Source organism: Microbulbifer sp. 2205BS26-8 (genome assembly GCF_030731025.1).
GTDB classification, from domain to species: domain Bacteria; phylum Pseudomonadota; class Gammaproteobacteria; order Pseudomonadales; family Cellvibrionaceae; genus Microbulbifer; species Microbulbifer spongiae.
The window spans coordinates 1-20,331 of sequence record NZ_JAVAMR010000026.1; the positions used below are offsets into that span (position 1 = coordinate 1).

Genomic DNA, 20,331 nt, shown 5'->3' on the forward strand with positions numbered 1-20,331 from the left:
GGGCCTGATCCATATGAATGGGCGGATTTATGATCCGCGTCTGGGTCGCTTTATGCAGGCGGACCCGTTCATTCAGGCCGCAGCGGATACCCAGATGTACAACCGCTATAGCTATGTGCGGAATAATCCGCTGAATGCAGCGGACCCCAGTGGGTATTTCCTCGATAAAATATTCAAAGGCCTGAATAAACTGCTCGGGGATTTTGCTCCCTTCGTTTCAATAGCACTTCTGGCGATACCGGGAGTTGGTGCTTGGGCTGCCGCTTCGTGGCAGAAAGCTTTTACATTCGGCTTTGTAACAGGAGGCATATCCAGCGGTAGTACGAGAGGTGCGATAATTGGCGGTGTGAGCGGGGCTGCTTTCCATGGGATTGGTAATAAATTCACCGCCAAATCAGGGTTCTTCGAATCTGATGGTTTAGGTCATATTGCTACTCATGCGACAACAGGTGGTGTGGTTTCTGTGCTACAGGGTGGTAAATTCGGCCACGGTTTCTTTAGTGCGGGCTTGACCAAGAGCTTGACGCCCCATATACAAGGTATAGGTGGAGATAGCTTTATTGTTGGAGGTTATAATATAGCTGAGGCGACTGCGGCAGCCATTATTGGTGGGACTGCATCAAAGCTTACCGGTGGGAAGTTTGCCAATGGTGCGACGACAGCAGCCTTGGCGAATATTTTGAATAATCAGTCAAGTAGGATCAGAGAGTCTGAGAAAGCTAAAAATGCACAAAAGACCAGCCTGTTTAACTATATGAATGTTTGGCTCGGCAGTGCAAACATGTCTTGGTTTAAGACAAATTACGCAGTAGAGCATCAGCTTTGGGAGTTATACTCTCGTGGGCTTAGCGATCAGTGGACTCCTGAAAAAGTTGTTAATGCTATCAATAATTTTGATGAATTTTATCATGATGAATTAATCTCAGCGATAGATAGAATTAATGACGGACTTTCTTCTCAACTTGGAGATATTCCGAAGGGTGCAGCACAAAGTGCGCTCCTTGGTGCAGTAGCCAATACTGCAGTAGTAAGTTCTGTGAAGTCATATGGTACGATTAAGGATGGAGCTAATTTGATGACTGCAGCAAAACAAATTGGGATGGCAATAGAGAATTCTGATGGTCCCTATGTTATGACGTATAAAGGTAATTAACTTATGAAATATTCTTTGTTTTTAATGGCAATATTAGTTTTGGCTAGGCCAGTTTTTGCAGAAGATAAAGAGTTTCGAGATTTGATAACCTCACATGAAACCAATCTCGCTTTTATGTACGACCTTCTTGAAAAAGGTATAGACCCAAATAGAGAGGCACAGCTATACACTAACTTACTGGTTGGTTGGGTTTCTTTTGCATCTGTTGCTGTTAAATACAACATTCAATCAGATATGCTAACACCTCGCAGAGTGTGCGAAATGACTCAGCTGATGGATGTGACGTATCCAAAGTTATTGAATTCCCCAAAAGGCGCATATCCGATACAAGTGGTTTCTTACGCACATAAATCCGCTATTTCTGCGATGAAGTCGATCGCTTCAGAATACCGAATCGATTGCGAGGAATACTTCAAAGTAAAAACAAATCTTAAAGGGCGATTGGGAGAGCTTAAAGAGCATGGAGATTCTTGATTGGGCTTTAATTAGAATAACGTGCACAAAAGGGGAATGAGCCGAGTATCTTAGGCTTTATCAAGGAAGAAGGCGTTAATGTTCTTCTTCGCACAGGCCAAGTGATCGGTGGTACTGGCCAAGTATTACTTGGCGGTGCAATTTGTACCGGCGGTATTACCTGTGCTGCTGGAGGCGTTCTCGCGTTAAAAGGAGCAGATAATATTCAAGTAGGTCTTCGCGGTACAGATAGTTTTTCTGAGCAGCTCTTGATCGATGTTACTGGCAGTGAGCAGGCCGGAACACTAATCAATGCAGGTCTTGATTTGGGTACTTCTGTAGGCGGCTTAGTGCGAAGTGTCCCTAAAATAAGTGCATACGGAACAGCGTACAATGCGGCATGGTATAAAGGTGTTCCGGGCTATTATGAGCCGGCCTTTAATCAGGCTACGAATACTGCCTTAACAGTTGAACTATTTTCGAGTGGGTCCACTATTTACAGTACTGTGGATTAAAGGTGGTAAGAGTGGATATTTTAATACTGGTGGCATACATATTGTTGCTTAGATTGGTTTTATTTTTATTTTTCAGGAGGTTTACTTCCGAAATCAGCACATACGGTTTGGTAATTTTTTTGTTGATAATGGCTTTTGCTGTGCCGTTACCGATTATGCTTGTCAAGAAAGAAGTTGTTGTTAATAGCGTTCCTAATATACTTTTATCTGGAGTATCTATTTTTTATTTTGCATTTGTAATTTCAAGAAAACTTAACCAGTGGAAGAGGAAATCGTAAGATAGGTGGCAAGCACGGGCGCCGCTTTCAGATTGCACCCAAAGCCAGCGATTAATAAATTGTTTCTATGCGCCACGTTCTCTCTTTTTAGCTGCTTGGCGCTGTAAAGACTGCTTGGCTTGATGCTTTAGTATCAAGCCCTCTAATACAGCTTGAGCGACTGCCAACCTATACAGTTTGATCGAGACCGCCAAGGTTAATGGACTGGAGCCATATCAATACCTCAGAAAGGTGTTTACGCAACTGCCCCAGGCAGAAACCGTGGAGCAGATTGAGGCATTGCTACCCTGGAATAGCAAGAGTGGGGTTGCTTAGGCGCTTACGAAAGTGCGAAGGAAGCAGTTCTAGATTTAGAGTATGAAATGAAGAGAAGTGTTGGTCTAGAGTAATTTAAAATGTCGATGAGTTTATTTGTTATTTTGGCCCTAGAGAGTGAGCCGGTGACAAACGATCTTAATAAAGCCTCAAAGGAGCTTGGTTACAATATTGAATACTCGGACAATATTGAACTTAAAGAGCAATCGGGTTTCTTGCCGGTTGTTTTAAATTCAGAGAAGACCGGTGTTGAAATCTACTCTTACCCAGATTCAGACCTTCCCGAAGCTCTGAATAATGTAACCGATATTTCATTTAGCAAACCGGTGGTGTACCAGTTGAGTTTTGGTGAAAATCCGATGGAAGGCGCTACGGCATTTACGACGGCTGCAATCCTTTGCGAGACATATGACTGCGTTGCTATTGAGGGTGAAGGTGGTCGGGTGTTGACTCTGGAGCAATTAAAACAGGGTGCAGAGATGTTTCAGGAATAATAAATCGGAGGGGCACCATGCGAAAAATAAATAGGGCATGCATGATAGAAACCCCGCTTTGCGGGGCTACTCGTTTTAGTCAGTAGTAAAAATCAATTGTTTGTTGTAGATCGCAAAAGAACACTTTATTTGAAAACTTCAATATAAGCAGCCCGATTACAAAAAGAAGCATCATCGTAACTAAATATAGAGACTAGCTTTCCTGTACTTAATGCCATTAAAGCCGCACTATAAGCCCGATTATGAATACCTTCATTATGTCCATCGTTACCCGACAAAGCGAGCGGAAAAGTAATTGTCTCTCCACTACATAGACCACTGCCATTAGCCGTTTTTACAGTAAAAGACTTGGCATTTGCTCCAGTATTGGCTACAGATGTTATTTCCACTTCTAGGGCAATATAACCTGATGATGCCAACGCTTTCATTGAGAATAAAGTACAAACCAATAATAATAGTTTTCTTTTCATCATATACATCATTTTCAAATAAATCTTCGGTTCATTTTAACTAAAAACAAGAGTTATTGCCAATTCTGACGTTCAACAAGCCTGATTAAGCAGCGCTTTGACCGGCTATTGTCGACTCCTCTCTATCCTTAAATTTCACTCCGGTGATGACCTGGACAAGGTAGTCGAAGCCCCGGAGCTTTTTGAGGACGTGGGCCGTCTTGTTTAAGCAATTTTACCAGATCCTAAGTGAGAATTCTATTAGGAGGTTCTCAAGATGGCCATTCAGCGAAGTTCAAAAAGGCGTGTCGCCAATTGAGAAATTTGAAAGTGTACAGAGCTCTCTGGCTGCGCTTCTAACTTACGCTGCTGCGGCAACCCCAACTCTCTCAAGTTGGATATTCCAGGGTAACAATACCTCATAATCTTCAACGGATTGGCAGTGAGGAATTTTCTCAAGCACCTTCACATAATACCTGCAGGGGTCAAGGCCATGGAGCTTGGCTGTGCGAATCAAACTGAAGTGTAGGCACAGCGCTTTAGCGCCATTGACCAAAGCGCTGCATGATCAAGCCTGTTGAACACCAGAATTGACAATAACTCTGGTTCGCCAGGTAGCGTATTCATTCTTCCACTGCCCCTTCAAGCGAGCCACCGTACTGGCTGATAAGCCCTTCGCTTCCGGACCAACCAGTATCGATAGGGCCTCTTCCATCTCGCCGGTTGAAACGCCCTTCAGGTATGACCACGGCAGCGCCGCCTCCAACGAGCGGGCCTTGCGCACATACGGCGGTACCAGGGCTGAGCGGAAGGTTACCGGCTCTCCATCCTTGCTGCGGGTCTTCGGTACCTTCACCTTTACGGGGCCAATCCCGGTCTGTATGTCGCGCTCAGGCAAGTGGCCATTGCGAACAACGGCAGCACGGTCATCGTCCAGGCGGCGATTCTTAAACCCCTCCATGAAAGTGGACAGCTCGGCCTCTATCGCCTGTTGTAGAAGCTCCCGTGCGCCCCGGCGCAGCAATTCAGTCAGCGGGTCTGCGGTTTCCTGTCGACCTGTAAACTCAACAACGGTATTCTTATTCATAGCGGCGTATTCCTGATTGGTTTCATTGTTTGGCGACAACAAATCAACCAGATACGTTGCTTTCTTTCAAACACTTAAACACCAGATTCGGTTATAACTCTTAAAAACACTTCTTTACTTAGGTGTGGCTCTTTTGGCAGGTGTAATCGCTTGGATTTGGGTTGAAATTACCAGGAGTAATGAGCTAACTGTGATAGCAACTGACCCAGTCACGCCAGCTAATCGCGGTTTCTTGGAAGCTCTCACTGACTACCGTCAGGATCACAAGAATTTTTGGAGGTTATTCATTTCCGGCGAGGGGTACACAGTGCCAGGTATTCCTAAATTAGCACTGTAGGGTGAGCTAAAGGAGTTTGCTTCAAGAAATTTTCTTATCTGTGACACGGGGATACATATTGAGAAATTTGCACTTGATATGGGCAGCCATAAGTACAATAGGTATTATGTTCAAGCGTACAATGCAAAACTACTAGAGCTGGTCACCAGTGAGCAGCCTTAACAAGTTAAAGTCTCGGATTTGGTAAATCTGTCCCCTTTTTTGAAAATAGAAAAAAGCCGCCAACACACTCCGATTGTTGCTGTCAGTGTTATGTGCACATAACGAACATGAAGAATGAGGTTTAAAAACTTAGGGCCTGTCTACACAAATCAACCTATCTGCAATCAATGAAAAGCTGATGGAAAAACGAAAAATCACATCCGACTTGTCAAAACGGCTGAATATCCTTCGAAATCCCTTTAATCGACGGAACAAGCGCTCAACTTCATTTCTTTTTTTGTACATTTCACGGTCATATTCCCACGGTGCCAGTCGACTTACCTTAGGAGGGACAACCGGAGTCATACCAAGATTCCAGTACAAGCTGTCGGGTTTCATCTCCCTCATAAGCTTTGTCCATGATGACGCTAATACTTCCCCAGCCGTTATTCTACAACGTTTTCACCAAGCTTCTACCTTCTGGCGCATCGCATCACCAGATTGACCGGGAGACAGAGAGAATGTCACCGCAGTCCTGTCATCCGCGGCCACCATGTGAATTTTAGTTGTCCATCCGCCTCTTGATTTTCCGATGGCTTGAGGACCGTTTTTTTAATGCACCTGTGCCGTCTGGATGGACCTTAACAATCGTGCTATCCAGAGACACCCGATCAACTTGAATATTGATAACGTCCGCCTCCTGTAGCACTGCAAAAACATAGTCCAAAACACCTTTTTTAGCCCAGCGATTAGCTCTCATGTAGATGCTATGCCACTTGCCAAACCGTTCCGGGAGACCTAGCCACTTGCAGCCATGCTCAACTATGTACAAAATGGCATTAATGACTCCTATATTCGGTATTTTGACGTTACCACGCTGCACAGGCAAAAGGTGTTCAATAACTTCGAATTGCGCTTTTGTAATTTCCAAAAGCGCAAACTATAACAAACTTTGTGTAGACAGTCTTAGCCTATGAGTAGAACATAGGTTACAGCGTAAAAACGCCCCCAAGATGATTAGGGAAAGGGGTTGCACAATGTTGCGCTCAAGGGGCGAGTATCTACTTCGCGTATTGTGCACCCATATAGGGGGCCATCCATAGATCCTGGAACACCCAGATTACTCGTAGCAATAAAAGCGATATCCCAATTGTCTAGGAGATCACACAACTGATTTCTATTAGCTATTGCTTCTTCGTACCTAATCGGAACGCCTCTACCTCCACAGTTTCTTTCAGGGTCGAAACGCTCAACATATGCTCCTTCAATAACACTTTGAATATTAGCAACATATGGTTTAAAAGTTTGAACTTTACATAGTGCTCTTGTTAGTTGGCGGCTGTCACTCTCAGATAATTGACAGTTGAAACCAGTACGCTCCAGTGAGGCACCGTCTGACAAAGCCACTGTGTCACCATCATTGAGTAATGCACAAAATTCATCTGCGTTATTGAGGACCTCGGTATAGCTTACTATAAAAGAATCTTCCGGACAGACTGAGCTAATCGCTTGAATCTCAGAATCAGCATGTGCGCCAACTTGACAAATAAAATAAAGACAAGCAACTTGCGCTGCCCCTAAAAATTTCTGCTTCATATTAGGCACCTATCTCTTTATAAGATCTTGGTTTATGGTTCCAACAATGAGCTATGATCCAATTTGGTGCTTGAAAGGATTGAAAATAAGCGGTGTACCTGACTGATTTATTGTCGTCAAACAAGACAAGCAACCAAGAGGACAGGTCATTATGGACGAGAGTAATAGTTGTTGAGCTGACAGGTCAAGGGAAAAATGCGACAGAGTTGCTCAAACGAGGCGCAAGAACTCTGATAGAAGGCGATACAGGCCGAGTTAACGCAATTTCTAAACACTTTTAAAAGTCGAAGGCTCGCAGATATGCGTGCTGCAATGGTGCGCAATGGCTATTAGCCTGTAGTGGCCAACTATTAGCTTTTTCATAATTTTACCTGCTCTTTCAGTGGGAGGAATTGTTATAGCCTTCTCTCTGCCCAAGTGGCTATTAGCTATAACGATCGTCTTTCTAGTTTTTATCGGAGAGCGAGGACTTAGGAGATGGGCACAAATTCTTTCACGCAACGACGAAAGCAATAATTGAGGTTGTATGCACATAACAAGTTGATACTGTACGCTACGTCTTTACGGGCCTCAACCGGTCGCTTGAATCCCCCCGTGTTTCTCGGAGGCTAACTTTCTTGAGAGAATTAGCCAATGAGCAAACGACCTGGATACTCCCCCGAAGTACGGGAAGGCGCAGTTCGCATGGTGTTGACCGGCGAGCACGAGCATCAATCACGCTGGGCAGCAATCACATCTATTGCCTCCAAGATCGGCTGCACACCCGAGACCCTACAATCATGGGTCAACAAGATGGAAGTCGACAATGGTACTAAGCCCGGCACCACCAGCAGTGACGCAGCCCGCTTTAAAGAGCTGGAGCGCGAAGTCCGCGAGCTGAAGCGCGCTAACGAGATCTTGCGCAAGGCTGCCGCTTTTTTCGCCCAGGCGGAGCTCGACCGCAAACGAAGCCGCTACGGCGACATGCGCGTGGTCACGACAATCCCCGAGGAAAAGGCGAGAAACTTTGCAGCATCGTTAACGGCTCTACTGTCAGGAAATTACAGCGAAAGCAAGATCGATATGACTGAGGCCGTCAATCGCAAGCTGAAAGGCTGGTCAGCGTTCTATCAGTTCACTGACTTCAAGGCCAAAATCTTCAGTCGCATTGACGGAATTGTTTTCTGGAAAATGGCCCACTGGCTGGGCCGCAAATACCGCTCTCGACTAAAACCGTTGATGCGTCACTGGTTCAAAAGGCCGGCACCGGGTCAAAGTAAGACTTGGGTGCTGTACGGCAAGACAAATCAGGGACACTTCTGTGGTGCCATCTTGTACCGGCTTGTCGGGCGGGGTAGCCGGCGGTTCCGCTGGCGCCTTCCTGAAGGTAACCCATACCAAAGGAATGAACTCCGGAATACATGGACTTCGCGCTTTCCTGAAGTGGCAATGGCATTTGCCAGCGGCTAAATGGAGAGCCGGATGCGCTGAAAGGTGCACGTCCGGTTCGGAGAGGAGAGGCAGGGAGATAGTTCGACTACGCCCTGCCTCTTACTCTACTTGCAACTTGGTCTGGTTTTGTTTATGTCGCATTCGTTGTCGACGTATTCTCCCGCTCTATTGTTGGCTGGCGCGTGTTAAAGAGCCTTCAAACCGACATTGTGCTTGATGCTCTGGAGCAGGCACTGTGGGCACGAGGCAAACCCCGCGGCGTTACCCATGACCTGGGTCGACTGGTTTAACCATCGCCGCATTCTTGGGCCAATTGGCGATATGCCTCCAGCTGAATACGAAAACCTGTATTATCAACAAACCGAGTCTTCCCAAGCGGCATGACTCAAATCAAATTGCCTCCGACAAACCCGGGGGGATTCAGACGTTAGTTTCGGGTTCTTTTATGGATGGGCAATGCCTTGCCCGATAGGCGATAAGAGATCGTTGCCACCAGCTGAAACAGTTCCCTGTGAATCGCCCCGCCGCCCGCATTATCCCCCTTCTGCCGGAGTTTTACCGGGGCTCGACTTTACCCAGCGCCCAAAAAGAATGCCTACTTCAAACAACAGCCACATAGGCAGGGCCAGCAGGGATTGGGAAATCACATCCGGTGGTGTCAGCAGCATACCGATCAGAAAACATCCCACAATTACATAGGGGCGTTTTTGCGCCAGCACCTTGGCGTCCACCGCACCACTCCAGATCAGCAGCACGGTTGCAATGGGAATTTCAAAGGCAAAACCGAAAGCAAAAAACAGCTTAAGCACCAGGTCAAGGTAACTGCGCATATCCGGCATGACCTTAATATCCGCAGGCGCCGCCCCCACAAAGAAATCAAATAAAATGGGGAATACCACAAAGTAGGCGAAGGCAATGCCCGCGTAAAAAAGCACTACGCTGGTCATCAGGATCGGGATGGCTATCCGTTTTTCATTCTTGTACAGGCCGGGGGCGATAAAGGCCCAGGCCTGATACAGTACAAACGGGATGGCAATAAAGAAAGCCAGGATAAATGTGGTTTTAAACGGGGTCAAAAAAGTGGAAGTCACTTCTGTGGCTATCATTCCCGCATCGCCAAGCAACCTACCCTGCAATGGATTGGCAATATAATCGTAAATCTCCGCAGCAAAAGGCACCATGCCGGCGAATAAGATCACCACCACCAACAGGATGCGCAGCAGACGGTCTCGCAACTCAATCAGGTGGTCAATAAACGGCTGATGACTGTCCGGTGGCTGATCGCTCATGGCTGGCTGTCTTTTTCCTGTTGCGATTCTTTTTCTGTATCCCGGGTGATATTGTTGGGGTGGTCCGGATTCATGTCCGGATCACCGAAATCGTGCCAGTGTTCCGGGTATTCCGGGTCCTGAAGTTCCTCTGCCGTTTCATCCTGCTCGGGCAGGTAGTCCTCTTTTTCCGCTCGCGGGTGGGTGGGAGTGGGCTCGGCTGGAACAGTGTTTTCGGCAGCTTCCGTCTGCGCCGGTTCCCCTTTGGGGAGCGGCGTCCCGGAGGCGGTTTCGCGGGCCTGCTGATTCAGGGAATCGGTGATTTCCTGGCTGGTTTGTGTGAAGGTCTGCTCCATTTCCCGGCGGCTCTCTTCGATTTCCCGCAGGATGCGCTCGTTGTGCAGTTCACGGCGGATATCATCGGCACCCACTTCCTTTTCCAGTTCCTCGCGGGCGCTGTGCAGGGTGCGCTTCAGTGCGGACCACCAGCGCGCAGTGGTGCGGATGGCGTCGGGCAGGCGCTCCGGTCCCACCACAAGCAGGGCCACAACGGCGACCACCAGTAGTTCAAAAAAGCCGATATCAAACACGAAGCACCACTCCCGTAATGGTTGCGGTTTACTTGTCCTGGGACTGCTTGTCTTTTTCCCTGGTCACACTGCCCTGGTCGGGCTTTGTCTCCGCATCCTGCTGCAGGCGCCCGGGATCTTTGTCCTTCTCGAGATCTTTATCCTTCTCGGCATCCTTGCTTTTGTCATCGTCCTTGATCGCCTTGCGGAAACCCTTGATGGCACCACCCAGATCCCCTCCGAGATTTTTCAGGCGCTTGGTTCCAAACAGCAGCAGGACAATCACCAGAATAATCAACAACTGCCAGATGCTAATTCCACCGAATCCCATAATTGTCTCCATATCATTTGCTTCAACAGCCAGGTCACGCTCTGCGTGTCCCGGTTGCCAGGGGTTTAGCCGTAATGCCTCAGAAGCCCTTTATAACCCAGTATCACAGGGGGCTCCCAATCCGTATTCAGTCCTCATTGGACCGCGCTGCTTTTTCCTCCAGGCCGGAAAGACCGAAACGACGGCCCAGTTCACGCAGCACATCCTGTGAATTTGCACCCAGATGAGACAGCATCACCAGGGAGTGAAACCAGAGATCCGCTGTTTCGGCAATCATATCCCGATTGTCACCGCTGGTCTGCGCATCCTTGGCCGCGAGAATGGCCTCTGTGGCTTCCTCTCCGACCTTTTCCAGAATCTTGTTCAGTCCCTTTTCATGCAGGCTGGCCACATAGGACTGTTGCGCGTCTCCTTCGCCTTTGCGATCTTCCAATACGGTGTCCAGTTGCCGCAGCAGGTCTCTCATGACGGGACTCATTTGTAGATGGCTTCGGGGTCCTGGATCACCGGCAAGTTTACCTGCCACTCCCCATCGCTAAAACGCTGGTAAAAGCAGCTGCTGCGCCCGGTGTGACAGGCAATGCCGCCTTGCTGTTCCACCAGCAGCAATACCGTGTCACCGTCACAGTCAAGGCGCATCTCGTGCACCCTCTGCTGGAAACCGGAGGACTCGCCCTTGCGCCACAGGCTTTTGCGCGAGCGCGACCAGTAAACCGCATAACCCTCGCTGGCGGTGAGTGCCAGGGATTCGCGATTCATCCACGCCAGCATCAACACCTGCCCAGTGTTAAAGTCCTGGGCAATGGCGGGCACTAGGCCGTCGCTGTTCCAGCAGACCTGGTCGAGAAAACCGCTCGTCGCTTTTGCCTGAGTCAATGTCTCCTCCTTCGGAGTTGCAAGTGTAGGCCGCTCCGCCGGCCTGGCCAGAGCTAGGGCCAGAGTAACAGCACCAGGGCAGCGAAACCCAGGGCCCAGCCCGAGGGCGGCAGCTGCTCCAGCCACTGCGGTTTACTCAGGGCCACGGCACCGGCGGCGAGGAGCACGCCGCCCACGCGGCGCAGGTAGCGCCAGCGCCCCCGGCGCTGACCGCCCGCCAGCTTCTCGCCAATCGTTTCCAACTGGGGCGCCAGTTCCCGCGACTGCTCCAGGGCGGAGTACACCAGCTGCGGCATCTGCGGGAATTTCTCCAGCCACTCGGGACCGTAGCGCTTTATTTCACCCAGGAGCGTTTTCGGGTGAATACGGTCGCGCATCCAGCGCTCCAAAAATGGATGCGCAGTCTTCCACAGATCCAGCTGTGGATAAAGCTGCCGTCCCAGACCTTCGATATTCAGCAGGGTCTTCTGCAACAATACCAGTTGCGGCTGCACCGCCATATCGAAACGGCGCGCAGTCTGGAACAGGCTGATGAGCACCCGCGCAAAGGAGATCTCCCCCAGGGGTTTTTCGAAGATGGGCTCGCACACGGCACGGATTGATGCCTCGAAGGTGTTCACCGGTGTGTCGGCCCGAACCCACCCACTCTGCACATGCAGCTCCGCCACCATGCGGTAATCGCGGCGGAACATGGCGAGCAGGTTGCGCGCCAGATAATACTGATCCTCCCGCGACAGACTGCCCACAATAGCGGTATCGATGGCGATATATTGCGGGCGTTGCGGGTGCTCGCGGGACACAAAGATATTGCCCGGGTGCATATCCGCGTGGAAGAAATTGTATTCAAACACCTGCTTGAAAAAAATTTCCACTCCCCGCTCGGCGAGCAGTTGCATATTGGTATTCTGGGCACGCAACTGCGCCAGGTCGGTAACGGGGATACCCTCAATACGCTCCAGCACTAATACGTTGGTGCGGGTGTATTCCCAGTACACCTCGGGCACATACAGCAGTGGAGACGCGCTGAAGTTTCGCCGCAGCTGGGTACCGTTGGCAGCTTCGCGCACCAGATCCAGCTCGCCCTCGATGGTATGCCGATAGTCCTCTACCACCTCCACCGGACGCAGGCGGTGTCCATCCGGCACAAAGCGCTCAATAGCATGGGCGATCACCCCCAGCAGGCGCAGGTCCTCCTGAATTACTTCATGAATGCCGGGCCGCAATACTTTCACCACCACTGATTCACCGGAGTTGAGCACGGCGGCATGTACCTGTGCCACCGAGGCCGCGGCAAGCGGCGTGCGCTCAAAACTGGCGAAAACCGCATCGACACTCGCCCCCAGGGCTTCCTCGATCAGCGCGGTGCACTGATCGCTGGGAAAGGGGGGCACCTTGTCCTGCAGGTCGTCGAGCTGTACCACGATATCCGCCGGCAGCAGGTCGGGACGGGTAGAGAGCAACTGGCCAAACTTGACGAAAATAGGACCCAGGGCTTCAAGGGCGCAACGCAGACTCTCGCCGCGCGCCGCCTTTGGCTGCGGCAACAGGGTGAGTGGCGCCAGCAACCCGCGCAGCCACAATGGGCGGTGCTCAACCGGCAGCAGCCGGTCAAGGCGGTAGCGCAGAAAAACCCGCGCAATAGTGAGGCTGCGAAGAAGGGGCAAAACTACTCTGCCTCCCTGCGGGCAAATCGCGCCTGCAGCAGACGCACACGCGCCTCGAGACGTTCTGTGGCCAGAGACAATTCGGCGAGGTCTTCCACAAAGGCCTCAAACTGCGCCTGCGGTGGTGTCAGCCGCCACTCCTCGCTGATAGTCTCCGCCGCAGCAGCCGGTGCACGGTTGAGATTGGCACTCAGCCAACTGCTGGCACCGCGCAACACAGTGCCGATCGTGTGTGCGGGAATATCGCCAACCAGTTGCGCCAGCGGGGCCTCCCAGTCGATATCCAGGTCGCGCATGATCCCCTGCAATTCCGCCAACAGGGTACTCGAACCACTGATGGACACGCCCAGTGCCGCAGGGGTGACATCCCGGTCTTTGAGCAGGCGCAGAAAGGCCACCGCCGAGCCGCGTACCCGGGTGGTGGCACGCTCCTCTTCTCGCTGGCGCAAACACACCCGGTCGCCCTCAATGCAAAGACAGCCCACTATCTGGGGGGCCGTCAGGTCGAACGCCAGGATTTTGCCATCCAGCCCCTGCAGTCGCGCTCGCGTGGCCGGATCGTATTGCAGGGCGGTGTTGATGGCAGTTTCCAGCGCAAGATCAAATCCTGCGCGAAAAGTTGGGTCGCTCATGACGGTTCGGCCTCGTGCCTGGAAAAACACGGGTATCTTTCGGCGCAGTTCAGGGCTTGATCCCCCGGTGCAGTGCCACGATACCACCGGTCATATTATGGAATTCACATTCGACAAAACCCGCCTCCACCATCATCTGCTTGAGGGTTTCCTGGTTTGGGTGTCGGCGAATACTTTCCGCCAGGTAGCGGTAGCTGTCCGCATCGTTGGCCACCAGTTTGCCCATCAACGGCAGCAGGCGGAAGGAGTACTGGTCATAGATCTTTTCCAGCAGCCGGGACTGCGGCTTGGAAAACTCCAGCACCAGCAGGCGGCCACCGGCCTTCAGCACCCGCAACATGTCGCACAGGGCCAGATCCTTGTCAGTGACATTGCGCAAACCGAAAGCGATGGTGATGCAGTCGAAAGTATTGTCGGGAAAGGGCAGGTACTGGGCATCCGCCTGCACCGGCACCACATTGCCGGCGATGCCGCGGTCGATCAGGCGATCGCGGCCCACCTCCAGCATTGATGCGTTGATATCCGCCAGTACCACCTGACCGCTGGCCCCCACGATACGCGAGAAGCGCGCGGTGAGATCGCCGGTGCCTCCGGCGATATCCAGGATCTGTTGTCCCGGCCGCGCGCCGGACAACTCGATGGTAAACCGCTTCCAGAGTCGGTGGATGCCACCGGACATCAAATCGTTCATCACATCGTAACGCGACGCCACCGAGTGGAACACTTCCGCCACACGACCGGCCTTTTCCTCCACCGGGACCTTTTGATAGCCGAAGTGGGTGGTCTTGCGATCCTTCATGTCCTGCCTGCCGAGTCAACCTTGGAGGAGCTATTGTACATTGGCCGGGCCCGCCGGGCACGGCCGCCGGCTAAACTGTAAACCCGGCTATTCGGGCTGCCGAACGGATTGCACCTCGGCGCAACGTCAGGCTGCCGGCACAGTGACAGCGGTCACTCTGCAAGACTGGCAAACCGACCCTCAACCCGATTGGTGCCCTGTGGGCAACAGCGGAACCCATGGTCTACCGACTCAACAGCAAACAGACACTTGCAGCAGCCCTCGCAGCCACAGCACAGGCAGAAGTTGCGGGCGCCATCTTGGCTCTGAACACACTGCCCGAGCACGAGGCGGTGCACGAGGTGCGCAAGCACTGCAAGAAGATGCGCGCGCTGCTGCGCCTGATACGTGCAGATCACAAGGCGCTGTACCGGCGTGAGAATGCCCACTACCGCACACTGGCCAACCAGTTGTCCGCCAATCGCGATTTGGTGTCGATCCGCGATGCCTTTGCCGCGATTGCCAAGCCTGTCGATTTCCCCCGGACACATGCTTTTATCACCGGGCGCAGCGGCCGGCTCGGCGACCGGGCAGCACTGGGGCAGGTCGGTGAGTTACTGCTGCAGGGCGCCGGGCGGATCCCGTCCTGGCCACTGGCACAATTGCGCTGGAAGCACAGCCAACGCGGGTTTCTTAACACCTATCGGCACGCCTGCAGCCTGAAAACAGCGGCGATTTCACGCAAATCCGCCGAGACCCTGCACGAATACCGCAAGCGCACAAAAGACCACTGGTACCACTGCCGACTGCTGCAAGAGCGCTATCCACCGCTGGCTGATCGCTGCACTCCGCTCGAAGCCCTTGCCCAGGCCCTGGGCGATTGGCGCGACCTGTACCTGCTGTGCACCCTGCTAAAGGCTGAAGAGGAGGCTCTATCGGGCGAGTTAATCCCGTTGCTGGAGGCCGCCAGTCAGCGAAGAGCCGCACTCTTCCACCAGATCAAGCGCCTGAGTGCGGATCTATTCCCAACAGGAAAATTCGTGCTGTTCGGCGCGCGCACATAGACAGTGTTCGGGCGGGGTGATTTGCCCGGCTGACCACCGACCCTCTGGATGCAGCGTTGTATGCCAACAACCCCGGCGGGAAAGCCACAGGTAATTTATCGACCATTGAGGACTTTTGGCATAACATTCAACAGAAATACATAACACGGTGAAACTGGCCATGCTGGACTGGTTGAATACCCATATTGCTTACTGGCACTGGCTGGTGCTGGGCCTGCTGCTGGTGACGGCGGAAATCTTTGTTTCCGGATTCGTTCTGTTCTGGTTTGGACTGGCCGCACTTCTGGTGGGCGCATTGCTCCTGGTCGCCGATCTGTCGATCGCCCTGCAACTGCTGCTGTGGATCAGTGCCTCCATAACCGCACTGTTGCTGTGGCTGAGGTTTATCAAACCCAAATGGCGCGATCGTACCTGCGCCGGTATGGCGGCTGAGGCTCTGAACGGGCAAGTGGGGATGGTGATTGAATCCAACACGGGCAGAAGCCGCGGCAAACTGAAATTCCCGGCACCCATTCTCGGTGAGGAGGAGTGGCTGTTTCTCTGCACTACAGATATGGCGGTGGGCGAGCGGGTTCAGGTCACGGACATTTCCGGTAACACGCTGATTGTTACAGCACTTTAATTCAAAAAATTACGCATTTATTCGGGGAGGAGAAACCGGTGGAAGGTTTGTATGTTGTTGTGGCGCTGGTGGTACTGGTGGTCATTACCATCGCTAAAGGGGTACGTATTGTGCCGCAGGGTTTCAAGCACATCGTCCAGAGACTGGGCAAATACCACAAGACACTGAAGCCGGGCATGAACGTGGTTATCCCCTACATTGACCAGATTCCCTACAAGGTCACTACCAAGGATATCGTGCTCGATATTCCGTCACAGGAAGTCATCACCCAGGACAATGCCACCATCATTGCCAATGCGGTTGCCTACATCAACATCATCGCACCGGAAAAAGCGGTTTACGGTGTGGAGGACTATACCATTGCGATTCAGAACCTGGTGCAGACGGCGCTGCGCTCTATTGTTGGTGAAATGTCTTTGGATGCGGCACTTTCGTCACGTGAGCTGATTAAAGCAAAACTCAAGGAAGGGATTTCCGACGATATCGCCGATTGGGGCATCAACCTGAAAACCGTGGAGATCCAGGACATCAACCCCTCGCCAACCATGCAAAAGGCCATGGAGGAACAGGCTGCGGCGGAGCGCCAACGCCGCGCGACCGTGACCCGGGCCGAGGGGGAGAAACAAGCGGCAATTCTGGAGGCGGACGGCCGCCTGGAAGCTTCCAGGCGCGATGCCAAGGCCCAGGTTGTGCTGGCTGATGCGAGCCGCGAGGCCATCGAACGGGTGACCCAGGCCATCGGCAACCAGGAAATGCCGGTGATGTATCTACTCGGTGAGCGCTATATCAGTGCGCTGTCCGAACTCTCCCAGTCCGACAACGCCAAGAATGTGATTTTGCCGGCAGACCTGCCGCAGGCAGTAAAGGGATTGTTAAATCGCTAACCCGGCCAACACCGGTGCCGGGGGTTGTCCCGCAGCGCCGGGTTGATCAACGTCGCCCGCGCCCTGCCAATCAGCCCGGCAATATTCCGTGAATCCGACGGTATTAGAGCCGCCGCTCGGCCAGCGCGGGCCCTGCATGGGCACCACGACACGCAGTCGCAACCGAGTATTGCCAGGCGAATCAAACAGGTCCCGGAAGACCTGTTTGCCGGGCTGTTAATACTCCAGCAAGCCTCCAGCGCGGGCCATGACGTGGAACAGGTAATTCTGCTCATTGGTGCCGCTCACCAGGTGCGCGCCGGGGCCGCGCGCCCAGACTCCCACGTCTTCGCCCGCATGGGATTCACTGCCCGTGGGCACCAGGGCATCCTGGCGGTAATCCACGGCGGTGGTGTCGGTACTGGTGAGATCCCTGCGACCCCCGTGACCATCGGCACTGTGGCCCGGGCCATTGGCATACGTCAGCGTGGTATAGGGCAGGCCATCCGCTGCCAGGGCGTAGGCGGTTTCCGCTTCACCACTACTGTCGTTCCCCACAACTTTGCCGAGAATCGGATTGCCGCGGGTCGGGTAACCCGCAATGGTCATCACGTGACTGTGATCTGCAGTCACAATAATCAGGGTGTCCTCTGCACTGGTGTTATCCATTGCGTACTGGATCGCCTCGGCGAACGCCACGGCATCTGTAAGGGCGGTATAGGCATTGCCGGCGTGATGACCGTGGTCAATGCGACCGGACTCCACCATCAGAAAATAGCCATTGGTATTTTTCTGTAACAACTTCAGGCCTGTGGCTGTCATCTCGGCAAGGGAGGGTTCACCGGCAGCGTCATTACCGCGATCGGCCTCATAGCGCATATGCGAGGGGTGAAACAGGCCCAGCAGCTTGTCCGTGGAGGCAATATCCACGGCCTCGAAACCCGCACTGTCCTCTACATAGATGGCATTGGTTACCCCATCGCCATAGCGCGCCTGCCATTCCCGGATCAGGTTGCGACCATCTGCACGGCGCCCTTTTTCGCCCTCCAGATCGATCACTTCAGCAGGCAGAAAATTGCGACGCCCGCCCCCCATGGCCACATCGATACCATCGCCGGCCTTCAGTGCAACAAATTGCGCCGCAATATCGCGACAGCCATCCGGAGCAGTGGCTTCCCAATCCCGCTCAGGTACCTTGGCATAAGTGGCCGCCGGTGTGGCATGGGTAATACGCGCGGTGCTGATAATGCCGGTGCTCTTATTCAGCGCCTCGGCCAGTTCAATGACGGTAGTCAGCGGGCGATCCAGGCTCGCGCTACAATCCCCGCGCGCCACATCCTCTGCCACACTCAATACGCCGGCCTTGGTCTTCACACCGGTGACCAATGCCGTCATAGTCCCGGCGGAATCGGGAGTCTGCTGGTTCGTATTGTAGGTTTTCACCAGGCCTGAGAAGGGCATCCTCTCAAAGCTGAGCTGGTACTCCTCGCCACTGAGACCCCGCTGTTGCCCGGCGAGAATTCGTGCAGCGGTGACCGTGGAAATGCCCATACCGTCGCCAACAAACAAAATGATATTTTTCGCAGCACCGGGGGTATTGTTGATGGCCTGTGCCCGGGCTGCTTCCACAGCCTGCTGGCCCTCCTTAAACCAGTGGCTGTCGCGCTGGACCTGTGGCAGGCCCAGTACCGACACTTGTGCTTCAGGCAGTTCTGCAGGGCCCTGGCTGCTGGCATCGTCATCACTGCAACCTGCGCAAAGCAGGGCCACTGAAAAAGCCAAAACGGTCTTTTTGATTACTGTCATGGTGAATTACCCCCAATCTACTCTTCTGTTACCGGCAGGGCCGCCGCGCCAACCATCAGGTGAAAAACCGCATTCTGATCGAGGCTTCCCTGTACCAATTCGGCACCGGCGCCGATCGCGTGCAGACTGATATCCTCACCGGCATGGCTCTCCGCGGCAAGCGGCACCAGCGCCTCCTGATGGAAGCCAGGCGCCTGGGTGTCCACTCCGGCCAGATCCTTGCGCCCGCTATCGGCCGCTATACCATAACGGTCATCTGCATCGGTGTTGTCACCCAGGTCCGCAAAGCCAAGGCCATTGGCGTAACTCAAGGTGGTATAGGGCCTGCCGTCCGCCGCTGTTTCCTCTTCGGGTTCCGCCGCACCACTGCCATCATTGCCGATGACTTTTCCGAGAATCGGGTTGCCTCTGGTGGGGTAGCCGGCGATGGTCATGACGTGGCTGTGGTCCGCGGTCACCAGAATCAGGGTTTCCTCCAGATCCACTTTCTCCAGGGCCGTTGTTACCGCATTGGAAAAGGCAATAGTGTCGTGCAGTGCATTGTAGGCATTACCGGCATGGTGGGCGTGATCAATACGGCCGGACTCCACCATCAGGAAGTAACCCTCCGCATTTTTCTGCAGCAACTCGATTGCGGCATCGGTCATTTCGGCAATGCTGGGCTCATCGATGTCCCTGGCGATACGGTCCGCATCGTAATGCATATGGCTGGAGCTGAAGAGACCTAACAGCTTCTCCGTGGAGAGGGAGTTCACATCGGCCAGTGCTGCCCCGGTCTGAACATATTCGGCGCGCTGGTCATCTGCATAGCGCTCCAGCCACTCACTGGTGAGGTCGCGGCCATCCTCCCGCCGACCGCCAGCGGCGGTGGTTGTGAAACTGCGTCGCCCGCCACCGAGCATGACATCTATGCCATCTCCGTATGCCAGCTCAACCATTTGCGTGGCGATATCCACACAGTTCCCCTCAGCGCTGTACTCCCAGTTGCGCTCCGGACTGCGCGCATAGGTAGCGGCCGGGGTGGCATGGGTGAGGCGGGCAGTAGAAACGATACCAGTAGATTTGCCGCGGCTCTCCATCAATTCGAGAAAGGTGTTCAATGCCCTGCCCTCAGTGCCCGGGCAGTCGGCACGCTGTGCAGTACCCTCGATATTGATGACCCCGGCACGGGTTTTCACACCGGTCATCATCGCGGTCATGGTACCGGCGGAATCGGGCGTCTGCTGGTTGGTGTTGTAGGTCTTGATCAGTGCACTGTAGGGAAACTGCTCAAACGATAAATAGTTCTCTTCCCCGGGCTCACCGCGCAGCTGCCCCTCACGGATGCGTGCCGCAGTCTGGGTGGATATCCCCATACCGTCGCCAACAAACAGGATGACATTTTTCGCTGTGCTTCCCTCGCGGGGGAGACTTGCACGCGCTGCCAGGCGATCGGCACTATCGGTGAACCAGACACTACCTGTCTGGTAGTCTGGTAAATCCGCCGCTGAAGCAGCGCAAGCGAAGAGCATAATAAGGGGAACCATACAAGAGGCGCTGGGTGCGCAGGTCAAGGTCTTTACCACGGTGGGTCTCTCCGAAGCTCGTGAATTTGGCGAGCATTAGAGAC

At 53.1% G+C, this 20,331-nt stretch carries 20 protein-coding genes and 6 pseudogenes; 11 read left to right on the forward strand and 15 right to left on the reverse strand.

The window, feature by feature from the left end; all coding sequences use genetic code 11:
- From Q5Y71_RS10180 to Q5Y71_RS10200, 5 genes and pseudogenes are all read left to right on the forward strand, one after another.
- Positions 1 to 1,153 (forward strand): RHS repeat-associated core domain-containing protein (locus tag Q5Y71_RS10180; RefSeq protein ID WP_306042076.1); only part of this gene is annotated, 1,153 nt, incomplete at its 5' end.
- A 3-nt stretch (positions 1,154 to 1,156) separates the two neighbouring features.
- Positions 1,157 to 1,627: a hypothetical protein gene (locus Q5Y71_RS10185; RefSeq protein WP_306042077.1), complete on the forward strand. Its 471-nt coding sequence runs from the start codon at positions 1,157 to 1,159 to the stop codon at positions 1,625 to 1,627.
- A 101-nt stretch (positions 1,628 to 1,728) separates the two neighbouring features.
- Positions 1,729 to 2,121, forward strand: coding sequence for a hypothetical protein (locus tag Q5Y71_RS10190; protein WP_306042078.1), 393 nt, complete (start codon positions 1,729 to 1,731; stop codon positions 2,119 to 2,121).
- 434 nt (positions 2,122 to 2,555) lie between these two features.
- Positions 2,556 to 2,714: pseudogene (locus Q5Y71_RS10195) on the forward strand (transposase domain-containing protein); the annotation flags it as partial.
- Positions 2,715 to 2,794: 80 nt separating this feature from the next.
- Positions 2,795 to 3,208: a hypothetical protein gene (locus Q5Y71_RS10200; protein WP_306042079.1), complete on the forward strand. Its 414-nt coding sequence runs from the start codon at positions 2,795 to 2,797 to the stop codon at positions 3,206 to 3,208.
- A 125-nt stretch (positions 3,209 to 3,333) separates the two neighbouring features.
- On the opposite strand, the gene Q5Y71_RS10205 is transcribed toward Q5Y71_RS10200, so the two are convergent.
- The 5 genes and pseudogenes from Q5Y71_RS10205 to Q5Y71_RS10225 all read right to left on the reverse strand — a co-directional run bounded on the left by Q5Y71_RS10205 (position 3,334) and on the right by Q5Y71_RS10225 (position 6,818).
- Positions 3,334 to 3,681, reverse strand: a complete 348-nt coding sequence (locus Q5Y71_RS10205) for a DUF5992 family protein (RefSeq protein WP_306042080.1) — start codon at positions 3,679 to 3,681, stop codon at positions 3,334 to 3,336.
- 337 nt (positions 3,682 to 4,018) lie between these two features.
- The gene (locus tag Q5Y71_RS10210; RefSeq protein ID WP_371877024.1) at positions 4,019 to 4,213 is read right to left on the reverse strand and encodes a transposase domain-containing protein; all 195 of its coding nucleotides are present in this window, start codon (positions 4,211 to 4,213) and stop codon (positions 4,019 to 4,021) included.
- 51 nt (positions 4,214 to 4,264) lie between these two features.
- Positions 4,265 to 4,744 (reverse strand): annotated as a pseudogene (locus tag Q5Y71_RS10215) (transposase); the annotation flags it as partial.
- 628 nt (positions 4,745 to 5,372) lie between these two features.
- Positions 5,373 to 6,153 (reverse strand): annotated as a pseudogene (locus Q5Y71_RS10220) (IS5 family transposase).
- Positions 6,154 to 6,239: 86 nt separating this feature from the next.
- Positions 6,240 to 6,818 carry a hypothetical protein gene (locus tag Q5Y71_RS10225; RefSeq protein ID WP_306042082.1) on the reverse strand — a complete coding sequence of 193 codons (579 nt, stop codon included), beginning with the start codon at positions 6,816 to 6,818 and terminating at the stop codon, positions 6,240 to 6,242.
- 633 nt (positions 6,819 to 7,451) lie between these two features.
- Here Q5Y71_RS10225 and Q5Y71_RS10230 point away from each other — a divergent pair.
- The 3 pseudogenes from Q5Y71_RS10230 to Q5Y71_RS10240 form a co-directional block, all read left to right on the forward strand.
- Positions 7,452 to 7,759 (forward strand): annotated as a pseudogene (locus tag Q5Y71_RS10230) (transposase); the annotation flags it as partial.
- Positions 7,758 to 8,267, forward strand: a pseudogene (locus Q5Y71_RS10235) (group II intron maturase-specific domain-containing protein); the annotation flags it as partial. The pseudogenes Q5Y71_RS10230 and Q5Y71_RS10235, both read left to right, overlap by 2 nt.
- 89 nt (positions 8,268 to 8,356) lie before the next feature.
- Positions 8,357 to 8,633: pseudogene (locus Q5Y71_RS10240) on the forward strand (DDE-type integrase/transposase/recombinase); the annotation flags it as partial.
- 149 nt (positions 8,634 to 8,782) lie between these two features.
- On the opposite strand, the gene tatC reads toward Q5Y71_RS10240, so the two are convergent.
- From tatC to ubiE, 8 genes are all read right to left on the reverse strand, one after another.
- Positions 8,783 to 9,538, reverse strand: a complete 756-nt coding sequence (tatC, locus tag Q5Y71_RS10245) for a twin-arginine translocase subunit TatC (RefSeq protein WP_301415467.1) — start codon at positions 9,536 to 9,538, stop codon at positions 8,783 to 8,785.
- Entirely contained in the window at positions 9,535 to 10,107 is a 573-nt protein-coding gene (tatB, locus tag Q5Y71_RS10250; protein WP_306042083.1) for a Sec-independent protein translocase protein TatB, read from the reverse strand. The genes tatC and tatB overlap by 4 nt, the downstream gene beginning before the upstream one ends.
- A 28-nt stretch (positions 10,108 to 10,135) precedes the next feature.
- Positions 10,136 to 10,417: a twin-arginine translocase TatA/TatE family subunit gene (gene tatA / locus Q5Y71_RS10255; RefSeq protein WP_306042084.1), complete on the reverse strand. Its 282-nt coding sequence runs from the start codon at positions 10,415 to 10,417 to the stop codon at positions 10,136 to 10,138.
- A 127-nt stretch (positions 10,418 to 10,544) separates the two neighbouring features.
- The gene (locus Q5Y71_RS10260; protein WP_301415470.1) at positions 10,545 to 10,883 is read right to left on the reverse strand and encodes a phosphoribosyl-ATP diphosphatase; all 339 of its coding nucleotides are present in this window, start codon (positions 10,881 to 10,883) and stop codon (positions 10,545 to 10,547) included.
- Between the two features lie 8 nt (positions 10,884 to 10,891).
- A complete protein-coding gene (gene hisI, locus Q5Y71_RS10265; protein WP_306042085.1) occupies positions 10,892 to 11,293 on the reverse strand; it encodes a phosphoribosyl-AMP cyclohydrolase in 402 nt (133 codons plus the stop codon).
- Between the two features lie 53 nt (positions 11,294 to 11,346).
- Positions 11,347 to 12,957, reverse strand: a complete 1,611-nt coding sequence (gene ubiB, locus Q5Y71_RS10270; RefSeq protein WP_306042086.1) for a ubiquinone biosynthesis regulatory protein kinase UbiB — start codon at positions 12,955 to 12,957, stop codon at positions 11,347 to 11,349.
- A gap of 2 nt (positions 12,958 to 12,959) precedes the next feature.
- On the reverse strand, positions 12,960 to 13,589 hold the full coding sequence (locus Q5Y71_RS10275; protein ID WP_306042087.1) for an SCP2 domain-containing protein: 630 nt from the start codon (positions 13,587 to 13,589) through the stop codon (positions 12,960 to 12,962).
- Positions 13,590 to 13,638: 49 nt separating this feature from the next.
- A complete protein-coding gene (gene ubiE, locus Q5Y71_RS10280) occupies positions 13,639 to 14,388 on the reverse strand; it encodes a bifunctional demethylmenaquinone methyltransferase/2-methoxy-6-polyprenyl-1,4-benzoquinol methylase UbiE (protein WP_306042088.1) in 750 nt (249 codons plus the stop codon).
- 218 nt (positions 14,389 to 14,606) lie between these two features.
- Between ubiE and Q5Y71_RS10285 the strand changes: the two genes are divergently transcribed.
- The 3 genes from Q5Y71_RS10285 (at position 14,607) to Q5Y71_RS10295 (ending at position 16,937) form a co-directional block, all read left to right on the forward strand.
- A complete protein-coding gene (locus Q5Y71_RS10285; RefSeq protein WP_306042089.1) occupies positions 14,607 to 15,431 on the forward strand; it encodes a CHAD domain-containing protein in 825 nt (274 codons plus the stop codon).
- Between the two features lie 160 nt (positions 15,432 to 15,591).
- Complete coding sequence (locus tag Q5Y71_RS10290; RefSeq protein WP_306042090.1) at positions 15,592 to 16,053, forward strand: NfeD family protein; 462 nt, start codon at positions 15,592 to 15,594, stop codon at positions 16,051 to 16,053.
- Positions 16,054 to 16,091: 38 nt separating this feature from the next.
- Positions 16,092 to 16,937 carry an SPFH domain-containing protein gene (locus tag Q5Y71_RS10295; RefSeq protein ID WP_299939701.1) on the forward strand — a complete coding sequence of 282 codons (846 nt, stop codon included), beginning with the start codon at positions 16,092 to 16,094 and terminating at the stop codon, positions 16,935 to 16,937.
- A gap of 216 nt (positions 16,938 to 17,153) precedes the next feature.
- Here Q5Y71_RS10295 and Q5Y71_RS10300 read toward each other — a convergent pair whose 3' ends face one another.
- Both Q5Y71_RS10300 and Q5Y71_RS10305 read right to left on the reverse strand, forming a co-directional pair.
- Complete coding sequence (locus Q5Y71_RS10300) at positions 17,154 to 18,722, reverse strand: alkaline phosphatase (protein ID WP_306042091.1); 1,569 nt, start codon at positions 18,720 to 18,722, stop codon at positions 17,154 to 17,156.
- 17 nt (positions 18,723 to 18,739) lie between these two features.
- Positions 18,740 to 20,287: an alkaline phosphatase gene (locus Q5Y71_RS10305; RefSeq protein WP_306042092.1), complete on the reverse strand. Its 1,548-nt coding sequence runs from the start codon at positions 20,285 to 20,287 to the stop codon at positions 18,740 to 18,742.
- Between the last annotated feature and the right edge of the window lie 44 nt (positions 20,288 to 20,331).

Excerpts from the sequence above, each read along its gene's own strand:
- Q5Y71_RS10275 (WP_306042087.1), bottom strand. The coding sequence starts at position 13,589 with ATGAGCGACCCAACTTTTCGCGCAGGATTTGATCTTGCGCTGGAAACT.
- Q5Y71_RS10260 (WP_301415470.1), bottom strand. The coding sequence starts at position 10,883 with ATGAGAGACCTGCTGCGGCAACTGGACACCGTATTGGAAGATCGCAAA.
- Q5Y71_RS10300 (WP_306042091.1), bottom strand. The coding sequence starts at position 18,722 with ATGACAGTAATCAAAAAGACCGTTTTGGCTTTTTCAGTGGCCCTGCTT.
- tatC (WP_301415467.1), bottom strand. The coding sequence starts at position 9,538 with ATGAGCGATCAGCCACCGGACAGTCATCAGCCGTTTATTGACCACCTG.
- Q5Y71_RS10285 (WP_306042089.1), top strand. The coding sequence starts at position 14,607 with ATGGTCTACCGACTCAACAGCAAACAGACACTTGCAGCAGCCCTCGCA.
- Q5Y71_RS10205 (WP_306042080.1), bottom strand. The coding sequence starts at position 3,681 with ATGATGAAAAGAAAACTATTATTATTGGTTTGTACTTTATTCTCAATG.
- Q5Y71_RS10290 (WP_306042090.1), top strand. The coding sequence starts at position 15,592 with ATGCTGGACTGGTTGAATACCCATATTGCTTACTGGCACTGGCTGGTG.
- tatA (WP_306042084.1), bottom strand. The coding sequence starts at position 10,417 with ATGGGATTCGGTGGAATTAGCATCTGGCAGTTGTTGATTATTCTGGTG.
- Q5Y71_RS10185 (WP_306042077.1), top strand. The coding sequence starts at position 1,157 with ATGAAATATTCTTTGTTTTTAATGGCAATATTAGTTTTGGCTAGGCCA.
- Q5Y71_RS10200 (WP_306042079.1), top strand. The coding sequence starts at position 2,795 with ATGTCGATGAGTTTATTTGTTATTTTGGCCCTAGAGAGTGAGCCGGTG.
- ubiE (WP_306042088.1), bottom strand. The coding sequence starts at position 14,388 with ATGAAGGATCGCAAGACCACCCACTTCGGCTATCAAAAGGTCCCGGTG.
- Q5Y71_RS10225 (WP_306042082.1), bottom strand. The coding sequence starts at position 6,818 with ATGAAGCAGAAATTTTTAGGGGCAGCGCAAGTTGCTTGTCTTTATTTT.